This window comes from Nonomuraea sp. NPDC049725, from assembly GCF_040674795.1.
GTDB classification, from domain to species: domain Bacteria; phylum Actinomycetota; class Actinomycetes; order Streptosporangiales; family Streptosporangiaceae; genus Nonomuraea; species Nonomuraea ceibae.
Genome location: NZ_JBFANJ010000002.1, coordinates 400,880 through 423,178, shown reverse-complemented (window position 1 = coordinate 423,178; position 22,299 = coordinate 400,880). Strand labels below are relative to the sequence as shown.

Below are 22,299 nucleotides of genomic sequence, written 5' to 3'. Positions count from 1 at the left end.
GCGGGGTGAGCTGCCTGATCAGGCAGTTGTCCCGACCGGGTTCGCCGGAGCCTGAGCGCGGTGTGCCAGGCTCCGGTTCATCGGGACAACTGCGTGATCACGCGATGATCTGCGCGGGGAATGCTGCCGGGTGTCAGGCGGCGGAGATGCCGGCGCTGGCGGCGCGGCGCATGCGACGGCGACGCTCGGAGGCGCGCTCGTCCTCGTTCAGGCCACCCCACGTGCCGTACTTCTCCGGACGGGACAGCGCGTAGTCCAGGCACTCGTTGCGGACCGGGCACCCGGCGCAGATCGCCTTGGCCTTCCGCTCACGTACGTCACGCTCGGGCTGCCGCTCTCCGTCAGGGCCGAAGAAGAGCACGAGGTCCTCACCCCGGCACGCGGCATCATCCTGCCAACCCCAGCTGGGGCGCGGGCGGGCGAGCTGCCGACGTACCTGAGACATGAGAAAACCACCTTCTTGAGAGGTATTTCGGTAATTGAGCCGCATTGGACGCTTTCGGCGTCACTGTTCCAACGCAAAGCGAGACCGTGATGTTCCCTTGGTCAGGTGAGGGCTGGCGTGGCGTACCGCACAGGCGTGAGCCTGTCCAGCGAAACCAGCCGGTAGGTGGTGATCGTCTCGGCGCAACCCGTGCCACACGGCGCTTGGCACGCCGATGGCTTGACCACAACCTGGAACCGGACGTCTCCGCAGCGCACGATGGCTTCGGTGACGTCGCCGTCCGACCTTGAGGATTCCACGGCCACCGCGCCGACGGAGCGCTCTCCCGTATGGGCTCGGGCGAAGTGCTCCACGGCTTGCAATGGCTCAGGGATGCCTGCGCGTCCCCGGAGACGGTCGAGAATGACCTCGCCCGACCGGTACGCGTCTGCCGCTGCGATCGCAGCAGCCTGAGACATGCTGCCGTAGAAAATTCCGTGTGGCAAGCACACAAGGTTGGCGGCGTAGCGATCGCCGCCAACGTGTGACGTTTCCCACACTCTGTCCGGCAGAAAATCCGCCAGCGACCGAGCGAGGGGCAATCCAATGCGGGCGCAGCACGCGTTGCGCTTGGCGTGCGTGCACACCAGAAATACCGGCTCGTCTTCAAGTATGCAGGACTCGGGGACCACTCCGGCCACCAGCGAGTCCAGGTCAAGATCGTCAGGACCTGCGACGACACCGCTGGCCAGCCAGGGCGCGTCTCCGACCCCGTACGCCAATAGCACACGGATGTCCCGGTTCCGTGGGCGGGTGCGGCGTCCGGGACGGCGGATCAGCTGCGGCCTGATACCGCGTTCGAGGGCTCTGGTGACGAGTTTGGCGATGTTCTCAGGAAGTTCTGAGCTTTCCAGGCGGGCCGGCCACGGGCCCTCGTGCTCGACGAGCAGCCACAGCCGGGCCCCCACCGTCGCACTGGCCAGGGTGGGTATGCCACCGGTGTGGCACCCCTCCGCGTGTTCACAGCCCTTCGCCACACCGTCCCCCTTCCGCGAATTAGGTAAGACTAACCTAACGGGATGGCGAGGTGTCAGGCGATCGCCGATTCCGCCGCTCCGGCCGCCGCCTGCCGGTCCTCCGGCACCAGCCCGAGCCGGGTCCGCCGGTCGAGCAGGTCGGCGGCGTCGAGCGCGCCCTCGTGCCGCGCCGACCACAGCAGGTCGCCCGCGCTCAGCCCGAGCCCGACCGGCTCCGGGTGGTCGCGCACGAGCGGCCACACCGCCGCGGCCTCGGCCCCGTAGCGCTCGGTCAGCCGCCGCCACGTGCCCGCCGCCCCCTCCGGCACGGACGACGGCCGCCGCGCCGGCCCGGCGCCCACCAGGGGGAGCGAGGCCGTGCGGCACCGGCCGGCACGCAGCCCCGCCAGCTCCGCGGCGCGGTCCACCGCGTCCTCGGCCATCCGCCGGTACGTCGTCAGCTTGCCGCCGACCACCGTGACCACGCCGTCGCCCGCGAGCACCGCGTGCCGCCGCGACAGGTCGGCCGTCCGCCCGTCGGCCGCCAGGAGCGGCCTCAGGCCCGCGTACGCGCCCGCCACCGCCTCCCGTGTCACCTCAGCCCCGACAACCCCGTTCAGCACCTCCAGGAGCGTCCTGACGTCCTCCTCGGGCGCCTCCGGTACGTCGGGCACCGGCCCGTCCACCGCCACGTCCGTCAGCCCCACGTGCACCCGGCCGTCGGGCTGCGGCAGCACCAGCGCGAACCGGTTGCGCTCGCCCGGGATCGGCACGTGCATCCCGGCGTACATGCCCGGCAGCGTGCCCGGCCGCAGCACCAGGTGCGTCCCGCGCGAGGGCCGCAGCCGCACCGACGGGTCCAGGCCGCCCGCCCACACGCCCGTCGCGTTGATCACGACCCGGGCCCTGATCGCGAACTCGCGCCCGGTCAGCTCGTCGCGCACCCGCGCGCCCGTGCCGGTCAGCTCCAGCGCCCGGCACCGGGTCAGCACCCGCGCGCCCTGCCCGGCCGCCGTCCTGGCCACGGCCACGACCAGCCGGGCGTCGTCCAGCAGCCGCCCGTCCCACGACAGCAGCCCGCCGCGCAGGCCCTCGCCGTCCAGCGCCGGGACCAGCCGCCGCGTGCGCTCCGCCGTCAGCCGCGACGGGCCGGGCAGCAGCCGCCGCGGCGTGCGGGCCGCCGCGCGCAGCCCGTCGCCCAGCCGGTAGCCGGCCATCACCAGCGCCTGCTGCCGCCGCGACACCTCCCGCGTCAGCGGCAGCACGTACGGATGCGCCCGGACCAGGTGCGGGGCCGTGCGCCTGAGCAGGAAGCCGCGCTCGACCGCGCTCTCGTACGCCACCCCGACCTGGCCCTTGGCGAGATAGCGCAGGCCGCCGTGGATCATCTTGGAGCTCCATCTGGACGTGCCGAACGCCAGGTCGTGGGCGTCGATCGCCGCTACGCTGAGCCCCCGGGACGCCGCGTCCAGCGCCGCCCCCGCGCCCGTCGCGCCCAGCCCCACGACGAGCACGTCGACCCGCTCCTCCGCCACGAGCTCCAGCTCGCGGCTCCTCCTGCCGGCGTTCAGCGAGGTGTCCGGCGAGGTGTCCCGCTTAGTCAACGTAACCCTCCAGCAGTGTGCGCAGTTCGGCGTCCAGCTCGTCGAGCGTCACCGGGTCCAGCATCGTCGGCGCCGACAGCAGCCACGCCTGCGCCACCAGCAGCACCGCCCGCGCCTTGCGGGCGTCGCCCAGCGCGGGCTCCAGCGCCGCCAGGGCCGCCTCGTGGCTGGCGCCCCGCCGGTGCAGCAGGTAGGGCAGCAGCAGCTCCGGGTCCGCCTCGACGATCTTGCGCCACAGCGGGTGCTCGCGCAGCCGCCGCACCCCGGTCACCACGGCCGTCACCGGGTCCGACAGGTCCAGCCCGGCGATCGCCGCCACCCACTCGCGCGTCATCAGGTCCGCGACCAGCGAGCGCACGTCCGGCCAGTGGCGGTAGATCGTCATCCGCGACACCCCGGCCCGGCGCGCCACGTCGGTCAGCGTCGTGCGCCGCACCCCGTAGGCCAGCACGCAGTCCCGGGCCGCGTCCAGGACGCCCTCATTGTGACGAATCGACGGCATGTGTCACAGTGTATGCGTGCCAACCGAACCCATGCTCTGGTCAGGGTGGGGCGACCCCGCCAAGGCCCGCGACCTGCCCGAGGAGATCACCCGGCTGCTGGGCGACCTGCTCGGCGTGCGCGCCCCGGCCGAGCCCGCCGCCACCCTGGAGTCCGTACGCCTGCCGCCCGTCTCGCTCGCCCCCCGGCTGCTCACGGCGCTGGCCGGGCTGGTGGGCGCCGCGAACGTCGACACCTCCCGCGAGGCCCGCGTCCGGCACACGCGCGGCAAGTCCACCCCGGACCTGCTGCGCCTGCGCGCCGGCGACGGCGCGGACGCACCCGACGCGGTCGTGCGGCCGGGCGGCCACGACGAGGTGACGGAGGTGCTGCGGCTCTGCTCGGCCGAGCGCGTCGCGGTCATCCCGTTCGGCGGCGGCACCTCGGTCGTCGGCGGCCTGGCGTCCCCGGGCCCCGGGTTCGCCGGCGTGATCAGCCTGGACCTGGGCCGGATGGACCGGCTCACCGGCGTCGACGCCGAGTCGATGATCGCCACGTTCGAGCCGGGCGTGCGCGCGCCCGAGGCCGAGCGGCTGCTGGCCGCGCACGGGCTCACGCTGGGCCACTTCCCGCAGTCCTACGAGTACGCGACGCTCGGCGGGTTCGCGGCGGCGCGCTCCAGCGGACAGGCGTCGGCCGGCTACGGCCGCTTCGACGACATGGTCGCCGGGCTCACCCTCGCCACCCCGGCGGGCACGCTGGAGCTGGGCCGCGCCCCCAAGTCGGCCGCCGGGCCCGACCTGCGCCAGCTCGTCCTCGGCTCGGAGGGCGCGTTCGGCGTCATCACCTCGCTGCGCCTGCGCGTGCGCCGCCTGCCCGCCGCCCGCGGCTTCGAGGGCTGGCGGCTGCCGGACTTCAGCACCGGCGCCGCCGCCCTGCGCGCCCTCGCCCAGGGCGGCGCGCTCCCGGCGGTCCTGCGGCTGTCGGACGAGACCGAGACGATGATCGGCCTGGCCCGCCCCGACGCCATCGGCGGCGGCGACACCGGCTGCCTGCTGATCGCCGGTCACGAGACGCCCGCCGGCGGCTCCGCCGCGCTCGCCGAGGCCCGCCGCGCCGAGGTCGCCGCCGTGCTGGCCGGCCTCGGCGGCGTGCCGCTGGGGGAGGAGCCCGGCGAGTCGTGGGCGCGCGGCCGCTTCGAGGCGCCGTACCTGCGCGACTCGCTGCTCGCCGCCGGGGCCACCGTCGAGACGCTGGAGACGGCCGGCTTCTGGTCCGGCCTGCCCCGGCTGTACGACGCGGTCCGGCTCGCGCTGCTCGGCGCGCTCGGCACGCCGCTGGTCATGTGCCACATCTCCCACGTGTACGAGACCGGCGCGTCGCTCTACTTCACCGTCGTCATCGCCCAGGACGGCGACCCGGTGGCGCAGTGGGAGCGGGCCAAGCGGGCGGCGAACGAGGCCATCGTGACGGCCGGCGGGACGATCTCCCACCACCACGGCGTGGGCCGCGACCACCGTGACGCGCACGCCGCCGAGGTGGGCCCGCTCGGCTCGGCGATCCTGCGCGCGGTGAAGGCCCAGGTGGACCCGGCGGGCGTGCTCAACCCGGGGGCGCTGATCATCTAGGCGGGCGGCGTGTGGCCGTCGGCCTCCGACAGGGCCGCGGCGGCGTCGCCGTAACGCTGGAGCGACTCGTACACCTCCGCCAGGCACGCCAGCGACAGCACCAGCGCGGGGCCGCCCGTCTGGCGGGCCAGCTCGACCGACTCCGCGGCCAGCGGCAGCGCGTCGGCCGGGCGGCGGTGGCCGAGGTGCAGGCGGGCGGCCGTGCGCAGCGCGCGGGCCAGCAGCGGCGTGTGGGCGGGGTTCTCGGCCACGAGGGCGCGGCTCAGCGCGACGGCCCGGTCGGCGCTGCGCAGCCCGCCCCCGCCCCACCTGCGCCGAGTCGTCGCGTAGGCGAGCAGGCCCTCGACGGCCTCGACCCCCGTGGTGCCCCGCCGGAGCGCGTCATCGGAACCGTTCCGGGCCATGGGAGCCCTCCTTGGCGACGACAACCGCTTGCTTGGGGCGATTGAGGTTACACCATGGCGCACCTTCTGTGGCGGGTACGGCACGCTCCGTTTCAGGATGCGCTTCCCGGGCGGCACGGCGAAGATGTGTTCATGGTGGAAATCGCGGCAGAACGGGGGAAGCAGGCGTCCTCCCGGGTGTCCGAAGAGGGCGCCGGCTGGGCCTGCCAGGAGATCGGCACGTACGCCGGACTGAGGCCCGACCGGCAGGGCTTCAGCTGGCTCGACTTACGCACGCTGTGGAGGTCAAGGAACGAGATCCTCGCCGGCCTGTTCGGCGACCCGTCCGGAGAGGTGCGCCGCCGGTGGGTCGCGGCGCAGCGCGCACGCGGCGCCGGCGACAGGTTCGCGATCACGCCGGGACTGGGCGACAGCTTCAGCTTCCTGCTGCTGGGCGACACCGGCGAGGGCGACGCCTCCCAGTACGCGGTCGTCCCCGGGATGCTCAACATCGGCGCGGGCACCGCCTTCGCGGTGATCGCCAGCGACGTCGTCTACCCCGCCGGGTCCGGCAACGAGTACCGCGACAAGTTCTTCCGCCCCTACAAGGACTACGACGCGCCGATCTACGCCATCCCCGGCAACCACGACTGGTACGACGGGCTCGGCGGCTTCATGCGGGTCTTCTGCGACGCGCCCCCGCTCAAGCCCAGACCCGACCGGGGGCTGCGCGGGCTGCTGTGGCGCAAGCCCGAGACCGTCGACGAGAGCGCCCTGGCCGAGGCCCGCGCCCTGCGCGGCAAGCCCACCCAGCAGGCCACCCAGCCCGGCCCGTACTGGGTCATCGAGAGCCCGTCGCTGCTCGTCGTCGGCGTCGACACCGGCATCAGGGGGGCGATCGACGCCGAGCAGGCCGACTGGCTGCGCCGCGTCTCGCTCGACCCGCGCCCCAAGATCCTCGTCACCGGCAAGCCGATCTACACGCGCAACGACTACAAGCCCTCGCCCCTGGAGGGCGGCGGCACGATCGACGACATCGTCCGCGACCCGGCCCACCGCTACGTGGCGGCCATCGGCGGCGACGTGCACAACTACCAGCGCTACCCGGTCAAGGTCGGCGACCGGGTCATCCAGTACATCGTCTCCGGCGGCAGCGGCGCCTTCATGCACGCCACCCACACCATCCGGCGGGTCGACGCCGGCGGCGTGCACGAGGACGACTTCCGCTGCTACCCGCTGCGCGGCGACTCGCTGTCGTTCTACAGCCAGCTCTACGCCAGGCGGCTGCGGATGAAGTGGATCTCCCTGACGCCGGACGAGGCCGCCTGCATCATGTCCGAGCAGATCAAGAACACCCCCGTGCGGCCGCTCGGCCAGGTCACGGTGACGCGGCGGATGCGGTGGGCGGCGCGGCTGCTCGGCTCCTGGCCGTGGCCGTTCCGGCTGCCGGTGGGCCAGGTCTTCCACCGCTACCTGTCGGAGTTCTCCGACTGGGACACCCCGCCGTTCTTCAAGCAGTTCCTGCACCTCTCGGTCACCCCGGACCGGGTGACCATCCGCTGCTTCGCCGCCACCGGATGCCGCAAGCAGGAGGAGGACCCGCCGCTGGAGGACGAGGTGAGCATCGCTTTGTCGTAGCCGCCTGGCACTCTGGGGGGCGTGTACGCGGTGGTGGCGGGAGAGACGGTCCTGCGGATCGGCGAGGCGCCCCTGCCGGGCCCGCCGGCCCGGGCCGTGCGCGAGCTGGAGCGGGAGCGGCCGCGCTGGGTGTGGGCCGACACGCGCGAGTCCTACCCGCCGCTGCTCACGGCCGGGGTGCGGGTCTCGCGCTGCCACGACCTCGCCCTCACCGAGGGCCTGCTGCTCGCGTACGAGGGCCGCTACGGCGAGCCCCGGTCGGCCAGGGCCGCCCACGCCAGGCTGCGCGGGCTGCCCGTGCCCGACGACCAGCCGAGCGTGCCCGGCACCCTGTTCGAGCCCGAGCCGCTGCCCGCCGAGGCGGTCGCCGAGGTGCTCGGCGACCAGCTCCGCCGGATCGAGGCGCTGCCCGACCCCGGGCGGTTCCGGCTGCTGGTGGCCGCCGAGTCCGCGGGGGCGCTGATCGCCGCCGAGATGGGCCACGACGGCATGCCGTGGCGGCGCGACGTGCACGACGCCCTGCTCACCGAGCTGCTCGGGCCGCGCCCGGTCCACGGCATGCGCCCGGCCCGGCTGCAGGCGCTGGCCGACGAGGTGGCGGCGGCGTTCGGCCACCCGGTCAACCCCGACTCCGTGCAGCAGCTCGTCAAGGCGTTCAAGGGCGCGGGCGTGGCGCTCAAGACGACCCGCTCGTGGGAGCTCAAGAAGGTCGACCACCCGGCCGTCGCGCCGCTGCTGGCCTACAAGGAGCTGGCCCGGCTGTTCAGCTTCCACGGCTGGGCATGGGCCGACCAGTGGGTGCGCGGCGGGCGCTTCCGGCCCGAGTACGTGGTGGGCGGCGTCGTGTCGGGCCGCTGGGCGACCAGCGGCGGCGGCGCCCTGCAGATCCCCAAGGTGATGCGGCGCGTGGTGATGGCCGACGACGGCTGGACCCTCGTCGTCGCCGACGCCGCCCAGCTGGAGCCCCGGGTGCTGGCCGCGATGGCCGGGGACGCCGGGCTGGCCAGGGCCGCCGGGGAGATCGACCTCTACGCGGCCCTCGCCCAGGCGTTCGGCGGCGAGCGCGACCACGCCAAGATCGCGATGCTGTCGGCCATGTACGGCGGCACCAGCGGCGACGCCGCCAAGCTGCTGGCCGTGATGCGCCAGCGCTTCCCCCGGGCCTACCAGTTCGTCGAGGACGCGGCCAAGGCGGGCGAGGACGGGCGGGTGGTGCGGTCCTGGCTCGGGCGCACCAGCCCGCCGCCGTCCGGCCGCTGGCGGGAGCTGGTGTCCGGGCCCGAGGGCGGCCGGGCGGCCCGCGACCGGGGCCGCTTCACCCGCAACTTCGTCGTGCAGGCCACCGCTGCCGAGTGGGCGCTGGCCCTCATGGCGGTGCTGCGCGGGATGCTGCCCGACCCGGCCAGGCTGGTGTTCTTCCAGCACGACGAGGTCATCGTGCACTGCCCGCTCGACCGGGCCGGCGAGGTCATGGCCGCGGTGTCGGCCGCCGCGGCGGAGGCGAGCCGGCTGCTGTTCGGGCCGACCCCGGTCCGCTTCCCGATGGAGACCGTCGCGGTGAGCTGCTACGCCGACGCGAAGTAGCCGGTCCTAGGCCGTGTCTCGAAGGATCGTGAGCCAGTCGTTGATGGCAGCGATGTGGACGGCGGCTTCGTAACGGACGGCGAGTTTGCCGTACCGGGTGGCGATGCTGCGATGGCGTTTGAGCCGATTGATGCCGCACTCGACAGCTGAGCGGGCGCGGTAGTCGGCCGGCTCGGGAATGGTGCACCGGATCTTGCGAGCGCGCGCGACCCACTGACCCCTGAACGGTCATGTCCCGTCTCATTCGGGTTGAGGCATGACGTCTCTCTTACCTGCGGTGCCTCATGATCAATGAGACAACTCCGCAGTTGGCTGTCTCGCTGATCCTGAGGCAAATCGATGGAACTGAGCTGAGATCACTCACACATGGTCAGGAGGCGGCTGATGCTCTCCGCAGGCTCTTCTCCCTCGGTGTAGAGGACTGTCGTCGCAAGAACGCGGTTTCCCGGATCGTGCACCCACTGGAAGAGGAAGTCGTGCCCGTCTCCGCTGATCCAGTCGGTGCCCTTCGAAGCGAGGCTGCGCCGGCGCAGAACCTGAACGGATCGTTCATGGTCAGGGGAGGGCAGCACAAGCACCACATGGCCGACAGGGCGAAGCGCGGCGAGAACGCGCTGGAACAACTCGGACTGCGTGTAGTGGCTGTGGCCGGCCCCCAGGGAAATGATCGCGCCTGGGTAGTCGGCCACGATGCGTTCCACGGCATGAGCGCGCGCGGGTTCCCACTCCTGCTCGGCTGCGACTCTGCCCACGGCCTGGATTCGAGTACGCAGCTTGTCCATGCTCCATCCCACCTCGGCGTAATAGCTCTCACCGAGTGCGTCCACGTCGACAAAGCTTCTTCCTGTTGCTAAGGCCAGTCCGTTGCCCAGGGTGCTCTTGCCTGCCGCGGCCGGACCAATGAGGATCATCCACGGGGTTGTGTGCATCCGTACATTCTCATCCTGCGGGTCGATCCGCACACTTTCGTGATCATGCCTCGGATGCGTGAGACGAACGGCTGGATGCCTCACCCTCAACGAGACAGGACAGGTCAGCGCCCGGGTTGTGTACGCGGGAAACGATCATTTTCTGCTCGGGAAGCGATCTTCTCAGACCCTCTTGCACCCCAGGCCAGCCGTGTTCGTGAACACCCCTTGAGGAAGGCCTCGTGCAGTCAGCGCGGCCCTTCCCGCGGTTGCGCAGGCGTCGGAAGGCGAGCAGCAGAGCGAAGGTCTGTTCGACGACCTCAGCGGCGACCCAGCGATGGGGTACCCGGCGTCACTCTTCCTGCTGCCGGGATTGAGTTCGTCACCCGGGACCCCGACAGCGCCGGAGTGCTACATCACGGTCACGCCGATCCGGCTCAGCGATCCTGAGCACGCCGCCCGCGGCTGGGCCCTGGTCGTCGCGATTCAGGCACCCTCCACCGACCGCTCCTGATCGTTCCTGGAGACAGCGCGCCCCCACTCCCTTACCTCTACGCTAGCCGCGTCAACGCAGGGCCGTGCCCTCAGATGGCATCGACACGTGCCTGACTCGCCCGAGCACAGACCCGCCGCTGCGACCCCCATGCATCTGCACGGCCACTCCTTTGAACCTGAGGCGGAGTAGTTGTTATCTTGGGTGACTCTCTGCGGTTAGGCATGTTGGTCATGCCTGGCGCGCTGAAGCAGCCGTACCGAGTTGGGCGAGCGGAGGCCGCTGTCGGGGCGGTGTGGTGGGTCGTGGTCGATGAGGAATTCGCCCTGCATGTCGAGGCGTCGGCGTATCTGGCGGGGTTACGGGCGTCGGGCCGGGCGTTCAACACCGAGAAGACCTACGCGGGCCGGATCGCCCTGTACCTGTCGTACTGCCTGGGGCACGGTGTCGACCTGCCCGGCTAGGTCCACTGGCTGGAGCAGGCCCCCCTCACCGGGTGGCGGGCACGGCAGCCGATGAACTTCGGTCAGGAGTCGGCCGAGCAGGCGCAGCGTGTCGCGGCGCGGGACGTGGCCGTCCTCGGCCAGGTCGTGCAGGGTCGGCGCGAGATCACGCATGATCAGCGCTGTGACGTCCGCTCCGGGAACGGGGCCGCCGGCCAGCGCGTCCCCGGAGCGGTTCAGTCACGGACTCCATGTCATGGTGGCGTACACCCGATCGAAGCGTCCCGCCTCCAGGTCCTGCCGAGCGATCGACCAAGAATATTCGGCCCATTCCATGCCGCGGATGTAATGCCACCACTGGGCGAGGCACACCCAGTCCTCGGGGCCTATGCCCGTCTCGGATTGCGGCAGCTCGCCTGGCGCCTTCGCCTGCGTTGCCTCCCGTCCCGCCTTTACGGCGGGGTCCTCGTCGTGGTACTCGTCCCTGGCGTATCCACCCAGCTGAAGCCCCGGATGGAAGACGTCGTTCGCCTCCAGCCAGACGTCAACCAGTTCGGCGGCACAGGGATGCCCCGGGATCCGCTTGCGAGCGGTAGCAGACCCTGGGTCGTGGACCTCCGAGTGGCAGGGAAGGGAGATGTCGCTGCTCAAGCGCAGCTGACCCGACGGGTACTCCGCCACGCCGTGGTACTCGTAGACCGGATCCCAGCGGATGTGCACCTGGCGTTCCTCGACGGGCGTACCGGCAGGGACGTAGAGCGCACTGCCCAGCGTCTCCTCGCCCATCATGTCAGGGTCGGGGCAGGCGAACAGCAGCAGGTGGCCGTCGGGCGGCAGCGGAAGGTCTGTCGCCTCCTCAGGCAGCGCGGCGAGATCGACGGTGGCGGCGAGTTTGCACCAAGGATCGGGGACATCGGCGGGGAGCAACAGGGCACCGCCGAGCCGGCCCACCACCGGCCCGTCACCTCCCACCGATCTCAGTGTCGCGCACGGTCGCGCGGTGCCCGTCCACCGTTCGACATCGTCCAGAGGGATGCCCTTCGCCAAGGCTCTTTCACGGAACCGGCCGAGCTTGTCCAGCATCTCAGGGGTCATGCGAATCTCCATGAGGTCAAGGCCCGGCTGCGCGGCGTGCTTCGTGTCGGTCGAGCGTACTGGGTAGTTAGGTCCCATCAGCTCCGACGTGACGTCACCCTCCATGCCTGGAGACCGATCAGCACGGGTTCGAAGGTTCCTGACACCACCACCAGGCGCGGGCCGATGCATTGCTCGAGCTGATCGACGCGCTGTTGTGTGCCGAGGCCGGTGTGCTCACCGGTCGATCTGACCTTGTCGCCGGAGTACCGGCGTGGGCACGGCGCCTTGTATGGCGGGCTCAACCACGGCCGTCTCGCCTGCTCGGCCGAGCGGTTGTTCTGCCACGTCCACGGCCGGCCCCAGAGCGACGCTCTTCTGCGGCCGGGCTGGGTGGTGACGCGGTTGACGAGTGGGCGCTTGCCCACTATGAATGGGCAAGCGGTCACTTCAGCGCCGCCATGAAGGGAGAGCCTGTCCATGGACACTTCGGAAATGATGGATGTCGTCATCGTCGGCGCGGGGCCGGTAGGACTCACGCTGGCCTGCGAACTTGCCCGTCGCGACGTGCGTGTGCGGATCATCGATCGTGCCGACACCTACCCGGCCGGAACGCGGGCCCGCGGCGTCCGGGCCCGTACACAGGAGGTGTTCGAGGACATCGGCGTGCTCGGCCGCCTGATCGAACGGGCCGAGCCGCCTCGCCCCACCCGCTTCTACGACGCGCAGGGCGCCGTGGTCCGCGAGGCGGTGATGTACGACGCGCCCGCGGTGCCCGGCGCGCCCTACCCGGGCAGCCTCATGGTGGGGCAGCAGTTCACCGAAGCGGCCCTGCGCGAGCTGCTGGCGTCGCTCGGCGCCCGGGTGGAGCTCGGCGGCGAACTGGTCGGGCTCGCACAGGATCGCGACCACGTCACGGCATCGGTCCGGTTCGACGGGCAGCGCCATCACATCCGGTCGCGCTACCTCGTCGGATGCGACGGAGGCGGCAGCACCGTACGCAAGCAGGCCGGCATCGACTTCCTCGGGGAGACGCTGGAGCGGCAGCGGATGCTGTTCGGCAATCTCAGCGTCGACGGACTGGACGACTCGGTCGCGCACATGTGGGCCACCGGCCCGGGCGGCATGCTGACCCTGGCCCCGATGCCCCGCAGCGGGACCTGGTTCTTCACCGCGCCGCTGCCGCCGGACGGCCAGGAGCCGTCCTCGGTCTCGCTGGAGACCTTCGCCGACATCTTCGCGCAGCGGGTCGGGCTGCCCGGCGTGCGCTTCCGCGACGCGGTCTACCTCTCGGTGTACCAGGTCAACATCCGCATGGTGGACCGGTATCGGAAGGGCCGCGTCTTCCTGGCGGGAGACGCTGCCCACGTGCACACACCCGCCGGCGGCCAGGGCATGAACACCGGCGTTCAGGACGCCTACAACCTCGGCTGGAAGCTCGCGCACGTCCTGCGCGGAGCGCCCGAACCGCTGCTCGACACGTACGAGGAGGAGCGTCTGCCGATCGCCGCGCACGTCCTGGCCTCGACCACCGCCCGGGGCAGGTTCTGGGCCGGCGGCGACGCCGGACGCGTGTCGGAGCGCATCGTTGGCGCGTTCCAGGGCCAGGACCCGTTCAGCGACGTCAGCCAGCTGAGCATCACCTACCGGGGCGGCAGCCTGGCACGTGACCTGGACGAGGCGATCGGCATCCGCGCCGGCGATCGCGCCCCGGACGCCCACTGCGCCGAGCCCGCGACCGGCGAGCGGGTGAGGCTGTTCGACCTGTTCCGCGGCACGCACTTCACGCTGCTCGTCTTCGGCCCCAAGCCCGCCCCCCGGGTGGGACGCGCCGATGTGCACACCTATCGCATCGTCCGCCCGGGCCTCCCTCACGGCGACGGCGAACGCGTGCTCCTCGACCCGGAGGGACAGGCCCACGACCTCTACGGGGTCGACGGCGACGGCCTCGTGCTGATCCGCCCTGACGGCTATGTCACCCTCGCAGGAGGCGACTGGGACGGCCGATCAGTGTCCGGCCACCTCGAACGCACGATGGCGTCTCCGGCCTGATCACGCAGGTCAGCAGGGTCCGCTCCACTCGCTGACGCGTCGCAGCAGGGTTGCCGCGACGGGGAACGCGGTCGCGTGGAAGGCATGGACATACCGTCATGGATGTCGAGCCGGCAGCTCGCTCCCGCGGCCGACGCGGCCCGTGCGAGTAGCTGCGCGTCGTCGAGGACGATCTCGATCCCCGAGGTGCCCCCGGTCACGAACGCCCGCCGCCCCGCGAACTCCCCGCTCATGTACGCCGCTCCTCAGGTCGTGCCATCAACGTCGATCCGCTCCAGTCCGCGCGGCAGCGCCTCACATCCGTCGCCTGCGACGCGCTCCGGCGGGACGGTGGAGGGCCCGGCGGAGGCTTTCGTCGTTTCGATTGCCGGAAGTGAATCTCGGAGGGGGCGGCGGCGTCTTTCCCCCCGGGAGACCGGGTTGCTTGCATTCCGGACGCCAGGGCTACCGGGCTCTGCGACCCTGGTCGCAGAGCGGTCGCGAGGGTCATACCGAGGTCGCGCACGGCTCTCCGCATTGCGGCCGTTGCCCGGCTGGGATCGCTCCGAAACGATGATCAACATGACCGTGTTCTTCGGCCTGTCCTTTGCGGAGCTCTCGGCCTTGGCGGCCGCCGTCGTGCTGGTGCTGGCCCGCTGGCTGCCGCCCGGCGCGCGCCGGGCCTCGGCGTGGGCCGGCGCGGCGGCGTTCGCGGCGGCCGCGATCGTGCTGGCCGTGCTCGGGATCCGCTGGCAGCTCGTACCCGTCCTCGCGGGCGGGGGCACCGCGCTGACGTTCGCCGCCTTCTCCGTGCTGAGGCGGCGTGCCGGGCGGCCCGTACGGCGGGCCCGGTGGTGGCTGGCCCTGCCGGGGACGGCGGCGTGCCTGGCTCTGATTCTCGCCGGCGCGGTGGCGGCGTGGGCGCTCCCCCGGCCCGTCTTCCCCGAGCCGTCGGGCGCACATGCCGTCGGCACCACCGTCGTGCAGTGGACCGACCCCGATCGAACGGAAACCGCCACGTCCCGAACCGAGGACCAGCGAACGGTCGTCGTCCAGCTCTGGTATCCCGCGCAGCGCGATCCTGCTGCCCGGCGGGCACGGTACCTGGGCCGTACGCCGCAGGAGGCGCAGCTCGTCGCCCAAGGCCAGGCCGGCTACCTCGGCCTTCCAGGCTTCATTCTCGACGAGGCGGCACGCGCCCACACGCGCTCGGCGCCCAATGCCCCGGTGGCCGCCGGGGGCGGCCGGTTCCCCGTGGTGCTGTTCTCGCCCGGGCTCGGCGGCGTCCGCACCCAGAGCACCGCCTGGGCCGAGGAACTGGCCAGCCGCGGCTACGTCGTGGCCGCCCTCGACCACCCCTACGACTCAGCGGTCGTCACCCTCACCGACGGCCGTACGATCCGCACCCGGGTCGCGGCCACCGGCGACCAGACGGAGGACAACAGGCGCGCGGCCGGGTGGACAGCGGTCAGGGCCGCCGACCTCAGCTTCGTCCTCACCCAGCTCGGCCGCCTGGACCACGGGGAGATACCGGGCCTCCTGACCGGGCGGCTCGACATCCGCCGGGCCGCGGCGACCGGCCACTCCCTCGGAGGCGCCGCCGCCCTGCAAGCCGCCCGCCAGGACCCCCGGTTCGCAGCCGTCATCGACATGGACGGGTTCCCACGAGACCCCACGCCGCAACCGTTCGACCAGCCCGTGCTCGCGCTCACCCACGACGTGAAGCCGGGCGAGGAGCCAGGCTACCTCCCCCGCCTAACGCAGATGCTCCAGCTCAGCACGGCGACAAGCTACCGGCTCACCGTCCCCGGTTCGGCGCACCTCACCTTCACCGACGCTCCGCTCTTCCTGCCGCCGTTGCCCGCGCTCGTCGGCTCCCTCGGCCGGACCGCCGGGCCGCGCATCACCGCGGCGGCCACCGCCGCCTTCCTCGACGCGGCACTGCGCGGCAAGCCCGGCGACCTGGCCGCGACCCTGTCCGGGTACGGCCACCTGACCGTTCTTTAGGCATCGTGGTCATGCAGCCCATGGCCTTCGCGGCCGTGGCGGCGCTTGGGGCCTTTGGGAAGCCCTACGCTCCGCTGCACTGACAGGTTTTGCCCTGAAGACTGCTAGGAGGAGTTGCAGACACCTTCTTGGTTGAATCTCATCATGCTGCCGGAAGAAGAGCGGCGAAATGCGAGGTGCGGGCCGGTGCCAGCGGCGTTCCTATAAGCGATGCGTCATGCACTGGTGAGGGACATCGCCGCGGCGATGAGAAGGTGCCGGAGGTGGTCTTGGCGGTCCCGCGAGGAGCGTGGAGCGCTGATCCAGGCCATCGAGCGCGCGGACCGGGATCCGGACCCGGTGCCCCCACCCGCCGCCCGGGATCCCCGGCCCGCGCCCGTGGGAGCAGGCCACGAGGCTCTGAGCGAGTTGCGCGCCCAGCTCGACCGGCAGCGGGACGACCTGATGGCCCGCATCCGCCGGCAGTGCGGGCTCCAGGACTTCCTCCTTCCGCCACCGACGCCCGGCTGCGGCGGCAGGCGGCCGAGGGGCCGATCGCCTGCGTCGTGGCGCACCCCCGGCCATGGCAGCGCGCTGATCGTCGCCGACGGCCAGGACGCGCCGCTGATCGCCGTGGACCTGCCCCTGCCCACCCAGCAGGCGGTGGACGAACGCGTCGAGGCCCTGAGGGAAGCTCGGCTCGCCGCGATCATGCCGGGCTTGGTCCGCGTGCGGCAGCAGGCCCAGCAGGACATGTTCGGCATCCTCGCCTCGCTGTGGGAGGCCGTAGCCGCACCGGTCCTCGACGCCGCCTGGGCAGACGTCGCGCGGGAGAGCTCGTCAGCCGCCGCCACCAGCGGGATCGGTGGCGAGTGCATCCTGATGTACCTGCCTGGGGTTCCACCGGGCGCGGCGCCGGCTTCTGCCCGTCCGAGGCTGCCCGCCCGTGGAGATCATCACCGCAGCCGGACACGAGGTGGACATCGTGGCGTGGCGGGCGGCACGCCGCCGCACGATGGCGCGGAGCCGGGCCGATCCGGCGCAGGGCCGCTTCCTCAACACGCTCGGTGTGACACCTCCAGTGGCCGGCGCGGACGCCTCCGCCTACGACGCGAGCTTCTTCGCCGCCCGATCGCCTTGCGCTGTCGGCGGATCACTCGGGCGAACGCACTTCAGCGTTGAACGCCACGCCTGCGTTTGAGCCGGTTGATGCCGCACTCGACGGCTGAGCGGGCGCGGTAGTCGGCCGTGTCGAAGGACGGTGGGCGGCCACCGTGGCTGCCGCGCCGTTGGCGGGCGGCGATGCGGTCGGCGGGTTCGGGGATGGTGCATCGGATCTTGCGAGTGCGCAAGTGCTGACGGATGGCGCGGGAGGAGTACGCCTTGTCGGCGCGGACGATCTCGGGTCGGATGCGTGGGCGGCCGGGCCCGAGCCGGGGCGCCTTGATGGCGGCCAGGACCGCAGGGAACTGGGGCGCGTCGCCGCGCTGCCCGGCCGTCATCACCAGGGCGAGCAGGCGCTGGCCCTGCTCGCAGGCCAGGTGCAGTTTGGTCGACAGGCCGCCCCGGGAGCGTCCGAGTGCGTGATCGGCGGGTTCCGATCGCAGTCCGCCGGGAGGTTCGTTCTGGCGCTCGCCGTATCGGGCTGCGCCGGCCGCGTGCTGATGGGCTCGGCAGACGGTGGAGTCCACCCCGACCTGCCAGCCGATCAGACCTCTGTCGTCAGCCAGGGACTGCAGCCGGGTAAGGATCTGCTGCCAGACACCGGTACGTTGCCGCCGGCGGAAGAGGCTGTAGACCGCCTGCCAGGAGCCGTAACACTCGGGTACGTCCCGCCACGGCGCGCCCACTCGTACCCGCCAGCGGATGCCGTCGATCAGCTGGCGCTTGCTCCACCGCGATGGCCGACCTGGTCTTTTGGGCACCGGCAGCAGCGGTTCCAGCCGCGCCCACTGTGCATCGGTAAGGTCGAATCGCCGCGTCACCGCCAAGGTGGCCACGAGGTCTCCGGGGTATGAGGTTCTTCTTGGTCGTTGAACCCTTTACCGGAGACCTCCCTGCGTATCTGGCTACGACACGCCGTTGATCAACACTTCGAGACAGGCCCTAGGCGGGCGCCGCGTCTTCGGCGCGCCGCCGGACGACCACCAGCCAGAGCCCGGCCGCGGTCACCATCACCCCGACCACGAGCCCGAGCACCCCGTACGACAGGCCGCCGACGATCGCCCCGGCGATGATCGTGCCGGTGGCGCCGCACACGTTCATGAGCAGGTCCGACAGGCCCTGCACGGCGGGCCGCGCCTCCAGCGCGACCGACTCGCTGACCAGCGCCGACCCTGCCACCAGCCCGCACGACCAGCCGAGCCCGAGCAGGAACAGCGCCAGCGTCACCTGCCACACCCGGTGCCCGGCCGTGCCCGCCAGCGCCGCCGAGGCCAGCAGCAGCCCCATGCCGAGCATCAGCACCGGCACCCGGCCCGCCTTGTCGGCCAGCCAGCCGACCACCGGCGACATCATGTACATGCCGGCGATGTGCAGGCTGATCACGATGCCGATCACGTCCAGGGACGAGCCGTCGTGGTGCAGCTTCACCGGCGTCATCGACATGATCGAGACCATCGCCGTGTGGCTGACCGCGATCATCACCAGCGCGTTGCGGACCATCGGCGTCGTACGCAGCGTGCGCCAGGCGGTGCGGACGGTCCGCTTGCCGCCCCGGCCCGCCGACTGCGTGCCGTCGAGCTCGCGGGCCAGCCGGAGCGGGTCGGGGCGCAGGCCCGCCAGGATGATCACCAGCGCGACCGCGAACGCCAGCGCCGCGAACGCGAACGGCCCGGCCTTCTCCACCAGCCCCAGGCTCTCCATGCCGATCCGGTCGGCGGGCTCGGCCAGGTTCGGGCCCGCCACCGAGCCGAACGTGGCCGCCCAGACGACCAGCGACAGATGCCTGGCCGCGTGGCCGGGCGGCGACAGGTCCGTGGCCGAGTAGCGGGCCGCCAGGTTCCCGGCGCTGCCGCCGCCCACCAGCACCAGGCCGGCCAGCAGCAGCGGCCAGTTGCCGATGCTGATGGCCGCCACCGAGATCACGCAGCCGAGCAGTGCCGCCAGGTAGGCCAGCGCCAGCCCGGCCCGCCGTCCGCTGCGGCCCGCGGCCTTGGCGGTGGGCAGCGCCAGCAGCGCCGCGCCGAGCACGGTGGCGGTTCCGGCGAAGCCGCTGATCACCGTCGAGCCGGACAGGTCGTCGACGACCACCGAGCTGAGGGCCAGCCCGACGGCGACGCCCACCCCGCCCACGATCTGCGCCGCCGACAGCACGACGAGGATGCGGCGCTGGATGCCACGGATCCGGCCAGGGGGCGAAATTTCAGCATTCGGGGGGGCGCTGGTCACCCGTGAAGTCTCGCATAACCCCAGAGATGGCCCCAAACAGGACAGTCGGCCGTCCCGATGCGCTCAGAGCACCGTCACCCGGTCGCCCTGGCGGATCGTGCCCGTGCCGTCGGGGATGAGGTTGAGCCCGAACCAGGTCTTGCCGTCCCACCGACGGTGCCGGGCCAGCGTGCGGATCGGCTCCTTGCCCTTGGTCCACGTGTCGGGGTCGACCGTCGTCAGCACGCACCGGTCGCACAGCTTGACGCCCCTGAACTCCACCTCGCCGATCCGGACCCGCTTCCACGCGTCCTCGGCGAATGGCTCGGACCCGGAGACCACCACGCTCGGCCGGAACCGGCGCATCGACAGCGGCCGCGGCACCGGCTCGCCCAACTCGGCGGCCGTGGCCGCCACCCAGGTGTTGAGCTGCTCCAGCGACGCCGTCGTGGTCAGCAGCAGCGGGTAGGCGTCGGCCAGGCTCACCCGGTCGTCCGCGCGGCCGTAGGCGGGGTTCACCGGACGCCGGGTCGGGTCGTCCAGCCAGGCCAGCCGCGCCGGCCGGCCGATCAGCGCCGTAAGCCAGGCCGCCGCGTCGTCGCCGCAGTCGGTCACCTCCACCGGCGTCCCCCACACGCTCACCATGACCCGCGCCGCCGTGGGCGTGACCCGCAACGGGGCGGCGCCCGGGGCCGTCAGCGTGATCGTGCCGCCGTCCGGCCGCGCCACGCACGACAGCATCACCGGGAACTCGCGCGCCGTCAGCGGCTCGCCGGCCTCGTCCACGACCAGGTAGCGCCGGTCGCCGGCCAGCCCCCACGGCTCTACCTCGGCACTGCGCAGCTCGTGACCGGTGGTGGACTTGACCGGATAGAAGTAGATGTTCGCCAGCTCCATGCCGCGACCGTAACAGGGGGCGATCAGGTGGTCTCGCGGAAGGTGTCCAGGAAGACCTTGCGGGTGTCCGCCTCGTCGTCCCAGCGCAGCTCGGGCATCGTGAACGCGATCGTGTACGCGGTCCGCTCGTCGATCGTGACGTGCCTGGTCAGGGCGTGCATGGGGACGCCGTTGCCGGTGGTGTAGGTGTACTCCCAGTCGGCCGCCTTCCAGCCGCGGTACTTCACCGCCTGGAGCTGGACCTGGATGTAGGCGTCGACGCCGCCGTCGGCCTCGCGCCGGGTCAGCTCCGACAGACCGCCGTCGGCCTGCGGCGTCGCCTGCTCCACCTCGATCGTCAGGCCCGAGTCCTTCGGGCCGGTGAACGTGGCCTCGTCGCCCGATGACGTCAGCTTCCAGCTGTCCGGCAGCGCCGCCGTGAAGCCGGGCGGCGTGTGCTCCCGGTAGCCGTCGGGGACCGGCGAGGGGGCGGCGTCGGCGGCGCTCGCCGTCGGGGACGCGCTCGCCGCCGGCTCCGTCGTGCCGCCGGTGGAGAGCAGCACCAGCGCCGCCACGACGGCGACCACGGCGGCCACGGCCGTGAGGAGCAGCAGCGGCGTCGGCCTGCCGCCGCGCACCCAGGCGTTGCCCGAGTCGTCCGGCCTGCGCCTGCTCCTGGTCTGGCGGTGCGCCACGCCCGGCAGCGTGGCCAGGCGGCTGTGCGGCATCTCGCGCGACAGGTCCCTGGACTGGTCGCGCAGGTCGTCGGGGGAGGCCAGCGGCCACGGCGCGGACCTGCCGGCGGTCCGGCTGTCGCTGGTCAGCGGCAGGATCGGCGGCGCGGACGGCTCGTCGTCGTCCACGTTCGGGTAGCCGCCCAGCGGCGGGTTCGACGGGCCGTCGAGCAGGCCGCGCGCCACGAACGGCGCCTCCTGCGGGCCGGGCGTCTCCTCCGGCATCCGCTGCGGCCCGGACGTGTCGTGCAGGCCGGACATGTCGGGGATGCGGTGCGAGCCCGACGCAGGGTCGGGCAGCGGGTGCGAGCCCGACGCAGGGTCGGGCAGCGGGTACGAACCGGACGAAGGGTCGGGCAGCGGGTGCGAACCGGACGAGGGGCCGGGTAGCGGGTGCGAACCCGACGAGGCTTCGGGTACGCGGTGCGGGCCGGAGCGGCTGCCGAACGCGTCGAAGCCGTCCGCCGCCGGCGGCCTGAGCTGGTCGGTCGGGTGCCCGCCGGCCGGGCCCGCCACCGCGTACCCGCCGGACGAGCTGCCCAGCGGATCGTACGGGACCCGTACCGGACCCGACGGGGTCTCCACGATCCGCGACGGCAGCGGCCCGGACGGCGGCCCCGGCAGTGGCCCGGACGGCGGCTCGCCCGTGCCGAAGTCCGGGTCGGGCGGCAGCGGCGGGGGCGGCGGCACGTCCGGGACGCGCGGGCGGGCCGAGCCGTGCGCGCGCAGCACCCGCTCCAGCTGCTCCACCACCTGGTCGGAGGTCAGCCGCTCGGCCGGGTTCTTGCGCAGCAGCCCGTCGATGACCGGCCGCAGCGCGCCCGCCCGCTGCGGCGGGTTCGGCTCCTGCGTGAGGACCGTGCCGAGCACCGCGATCGCGTCCGGCCCCTCGTACGGCGGCCGCCCCTCGACCGCCGCGTACAGCGTCGCGCCGAACGACCACAGGTCGGCCGCCTGGGTCAGCGGCTGGCCCGACAGCCGCTCCGGCGGGATGTAGGCGGGCGAGCCCATGAGCAGGCCGGTCTGCGTGATCGTCACGTCGCCCTCGATCGCGGCGATGCCGAAGTCCGTCAGCACCACCCGGTCGGCGGTGAGCAGCACGTTGCCCGGCTTGATGTCACGGTGAAGGATCCCGGCCGAGTGCGCGTGCCGCAGCGCGTCGAGCACTCGGATGCCGATCTCGGCCGCCTGGACCACCGGGAGCGGGCCGCCCTGCCGCACCGCCTGCTCCAGCGACCAGGCGCGGACCAGCTCCATGACGATCCACGGGCGGCCGTCCTCCTCGACGACGTCGTGCACGGTGATGATGCCCGGGTGCGTGAGCCGGGCCGCCGAGCGCGCCTCGCGCAGCATCCGCCGGTGCGCCACCTGCTTGCCCGCGTGGTCCAGGCCGAACGGCAGGATGAGCTCCTTGACCGCCACGTCCCGCGCGAGCAGGACGTCGTGGGCGTGCCACACCATGCCCATGCCGCCCCGGCCCACCGGCGACATCAGGCGGTAACGGCGGCCGATCAGGCGGCCCTGGCTCTGTGAGGCGCCGCCCTCGGCGCCGGGGCCGCTGAGTACGCGGTCGGCTGCCATGTCACGCCCCCATCTGTTACCTGCGTCGCGGCATACGTTCCAGATTA

The 22,299-nt window shown here is 72.5% G+C and carries 18 protein-coding genes and 1 pseudogene; 7 read left to right on the top strand and 12 right to left on the bottom strand.

All coding sequences use genetic code 11. From position 1 onward, the window contains the following. Positions 1-133: 133 nt before the first annotated feature. The 4 genes from AB0J53_RS06365 to AB0J53_RS06350 all read right to left on the bottom strand — a co-directional run bounded on the left by AB0J53_RS06365 (position 134) and on the right by AB0J53_RS06350 (position 3,546). Positions 134-445: a WhiB family transcriptional regulator gene (locus tag AB0J53_RS06365; RefSeq protein WP_125634885.1), complete on the bottom strand. Its 312-nt coding sequence runs from the start codon at positions 443-445 to the stop codon at positions 134-136. 101 nt (positions 446-546) lie between these two features. Further along, the gene (locus AB0J53_RS06360; protein ID WP_364169106.1) at positions 547-1,461 is read right to left on the bottom strand and encodes a sucrase ferredoxin; all 915 of its coding nucleotides are present in this window, start codon (positions 1,459-1,461) and stop codon (positions 547-549) included. A 53-nt stretch (positions 1,462-1,514) separates the two neighbouring features. Continuing rightward, entirely contained in the window at positions 1,515-3,044 is a 1,530-nt protein-coding gene (locus tag AB0J53_RS06355; RefSeq protein ID WP_364169103.1) for a glycerol-3-phosphate dehydrogenase/oxidase, read from the bottom strand. Beyond that, positions 3,037-3,546, bottom strand: coding sequence for a helix-turn-helix domain-containing protein (locus tag AB0J53_RS06350; RefSeq protein ID WP_357589520.1), 510 nt, complete (start codon positions 3,544-3,546; stop codon positions 3,037-3,039). The genes AB0J53_RS06355 and AB0J53_RS06350 overlap by 8 nt, the downstream gene beginning before the upstream one ends. A gap of 31 nt (positions 3,547-3,577) precedes the next feature. On the opposite strand from AB0J53_RS06350, the gene AB0J53_RS06345 reads away from it, so the two are divergent. Further along, entirely contained in the window at positions 3,578-5,152 is a 1,575-nt protein-coding gene (locus AB0J53_RS06345) for an FAD-binding oxidoreductase (RefSeq protein ID WP_364169843.1), read from the top strand. On the opposite strand, the gene AB0J53_RS06340 is transcribed toward AB0J53_RS06345, so the two are convergent. Further along, a complete protein-coding gene (locus AB0J53_RS06340; RefSeq protein WP_364169099.1) occupies positions 5,149-5,556 on the bottom strand; it encodes a hypothetical protein in 408 nt (135 codons plus the stop codon). The two genes, AB0J53_RS06345 and AB0J53_RS06340, sit on opposite strands and share 4 nt — an antisense overlap. 132 nt (positions 5,557-5,688) lie before the next feature. Between AB0J53_RS06340 and AB0J53_RS06335 the strand changes: the two genes are divergently transcribed. Next, positions 5,689-7,173 (top strand): metallophosphoesterase, encoded by a 1,485-nt coding sequence (locus tag AB0J53_RS06335; RefSeq protein ID WP_364169096.1) that lies wholly within the window; start codon positions 5,689-5,691, stop codon positions 7,171-7,173. A gap of 30 nt (positions 7,174-7,203) precedes the next feature. Next, positions 7,204-8,757: a bifunctional 3'-5' exonuclease/DNA polymerase gene (locus AB0J53_RS06330; protein WP_364169840.1), complete on the top strand. Its 1,554-nt coding sequence runs from the start codon at positions 7,204-7,206 to the stop codon at positions 8,755-8,757. A 6-nt stretch (positions 8,758-8,763) separates the two neighbouring features. Here the strand turns inward: AB0J53_RS06330 and AB0J53_RS06325 are convergent. Together AB0J53_RS06325 and AB0J53_RS06320 are read right to left on the bottom strand one after the other, a co-directional pair. Beyond that, positions 8,764-8,961, bottom strand: a pseudogene (locus tag AB0J53_RS06325) (transposase); the annotation flags it as partial. A gap of 152 nt (positions 8,962-9,113) precedes the next feature. Beyond that, complete coding sequence (locus tag AB0J53_RS06320; RefSeq protein WP_357589514.1) at positions 9,114-9,719, bottom strand: hypothetical protein; 606 nt, start codon at positions 9,717-9,719, stop codon at positions 9,114-9,116. A gap of 744 nt (positions 9,720-10,463) precedes the next feature. Here AB0J53_RS06320 and AB0J53_RS06315 point away from each other — a divergent pair. Further along, positions 10,464-10,622 carry a hypothetical protein gene (locus AB0J53_RS06315; RefSeq protein WP_364169092.1) on the top strand — a complete coding sequence of 53 codons (159 nt, stop codon included), beginning with the start codon at positions 10,464-10,466 and terminating at the stop codon, positions 10,620-10,622. Positions 10,623-10,841: 219 nt separating this feature from the next. Here the strand turns inward: AB0J53_RS06315 and AB0J53_RS06310 are convergent, their stop codons facing one another. Next, the gene (locus tag AB0J53_RS06310; protein WP_364169089.1) at positions 10,842-11,801 is read right to left on the bottom strand and encodes a hypothetical protein; all 960 of its coding nucleotides are present in this window, start codon (positions 11,799-11,801) and stop codon (positions 10,842-10,844) included. Positions 11,802-12,155: 354 nt separating this feature from the next. Between AB0J53_RS06310 and AB0J53_RS06305 the strand changes: the two genes are divergently transcribed. The 3 genes from AB0J53_RS06305 (at position 12,156) to AB0J53_RS06295 (ending at position 16,893) form a co-directional block, all read left to right on the top strand. Continuing rightward, on the top strand, positions 12,156-13,727 hold the full coding sequence (locus tag AB0J53_RS06305) for an FAD-dependent monooxygenase (RefSeq protein ID WP_364169086.1): 1,572 nt from the start codon (positions 12,156-12,158) through the stop codon (positions 13,725-13,727). A 561-nt stretch (positions 13,728-14,288) separates the two neighbouring features. Further along, positions 14,289-15,713 (top strand): hypothetical protein, encoded by a 1,425-nt coding sequence (locus tag AB0J53_RS06300; protein ID WP_364169083.1) that lies wholly within the window; start codon positions 14,289-14,291, stop codon positions 15,711-15,713. Positions 15,714-16,638: 925 nt separating this feature from the next. Further along, positions 16,639-16,893: a hypothetical protein gene (locus AB0J53_RS06295; RefSeq protein WP_364169080.1), complete on the top strand. Its 255-nt coding sequence runs from the start codon at positions 16,639-16,641 to the stop codon at positions 16,891-16,893. Here AB0J53_RS06295 and AB0J53_RS06290 read toward each other — a convergent pair. The 4 genes from AB0J53_RS06290 to AB0J53_RS06275 all read right to left on the bottom strand — a co-directional run bounded on the left by AB0J53_RS06290 (position 16,865) and on the right by AB0J53_RS06275 (position 22,252). Further along, positions 16,865-17,692: an IS5 family transposase gene (locus AB0J53_RS06290; protein WP_364169077.1), complete on the bottom strand. Its 828-nt coding sequence runs from the start codon at positions 17,690-17,692 to the stop codon at positions 16,865-16,867. The two genes, AB0J53_RS06295 and AB0J53_RS06290, sit on opposite strands and share 29 nt — an antisense overlap. Positions 17,693-17,798: 106 nt before the next feature. Then, positions 17,799-19,082, bottom strand: coding sequence for an MFS transporter (locus AB0J53_RS06285; RefSeq protein ID WP_364169075.1), 1,284 nt, complete (start codon positions 19,080-19,082; stop codon positions 17,799-17,801). Between the two features lie 63 nt (positions 19,083-19,145). After that, complete coding sequence (locus AB0J53_RS06280) at positions 19,146-19,958, bottom strand: MOSC N-terminal beta barrel domain-containing protein (protein ID WP_364169072.1); 813 nt, start codon at positions 19,956-19,958, stop codon at positions 19,146-19,148. Positions 19,959-19,981: 23 nt separating this feature from the next. Next, the gene (locus AB0J53_RS06275) at positions 19,982-22,252 is read right to left on the bottom strand and encodes a protein kinase (protein WP_364169069.1); all 2,271 of its coding nucleotides are present in this window, start codon (positions 22,250-22,252) and stop codon (positions 19,982-19,984) included. Between the last annotated feature and the right edge of the window lie 47 nt (positions 22,253-22,299).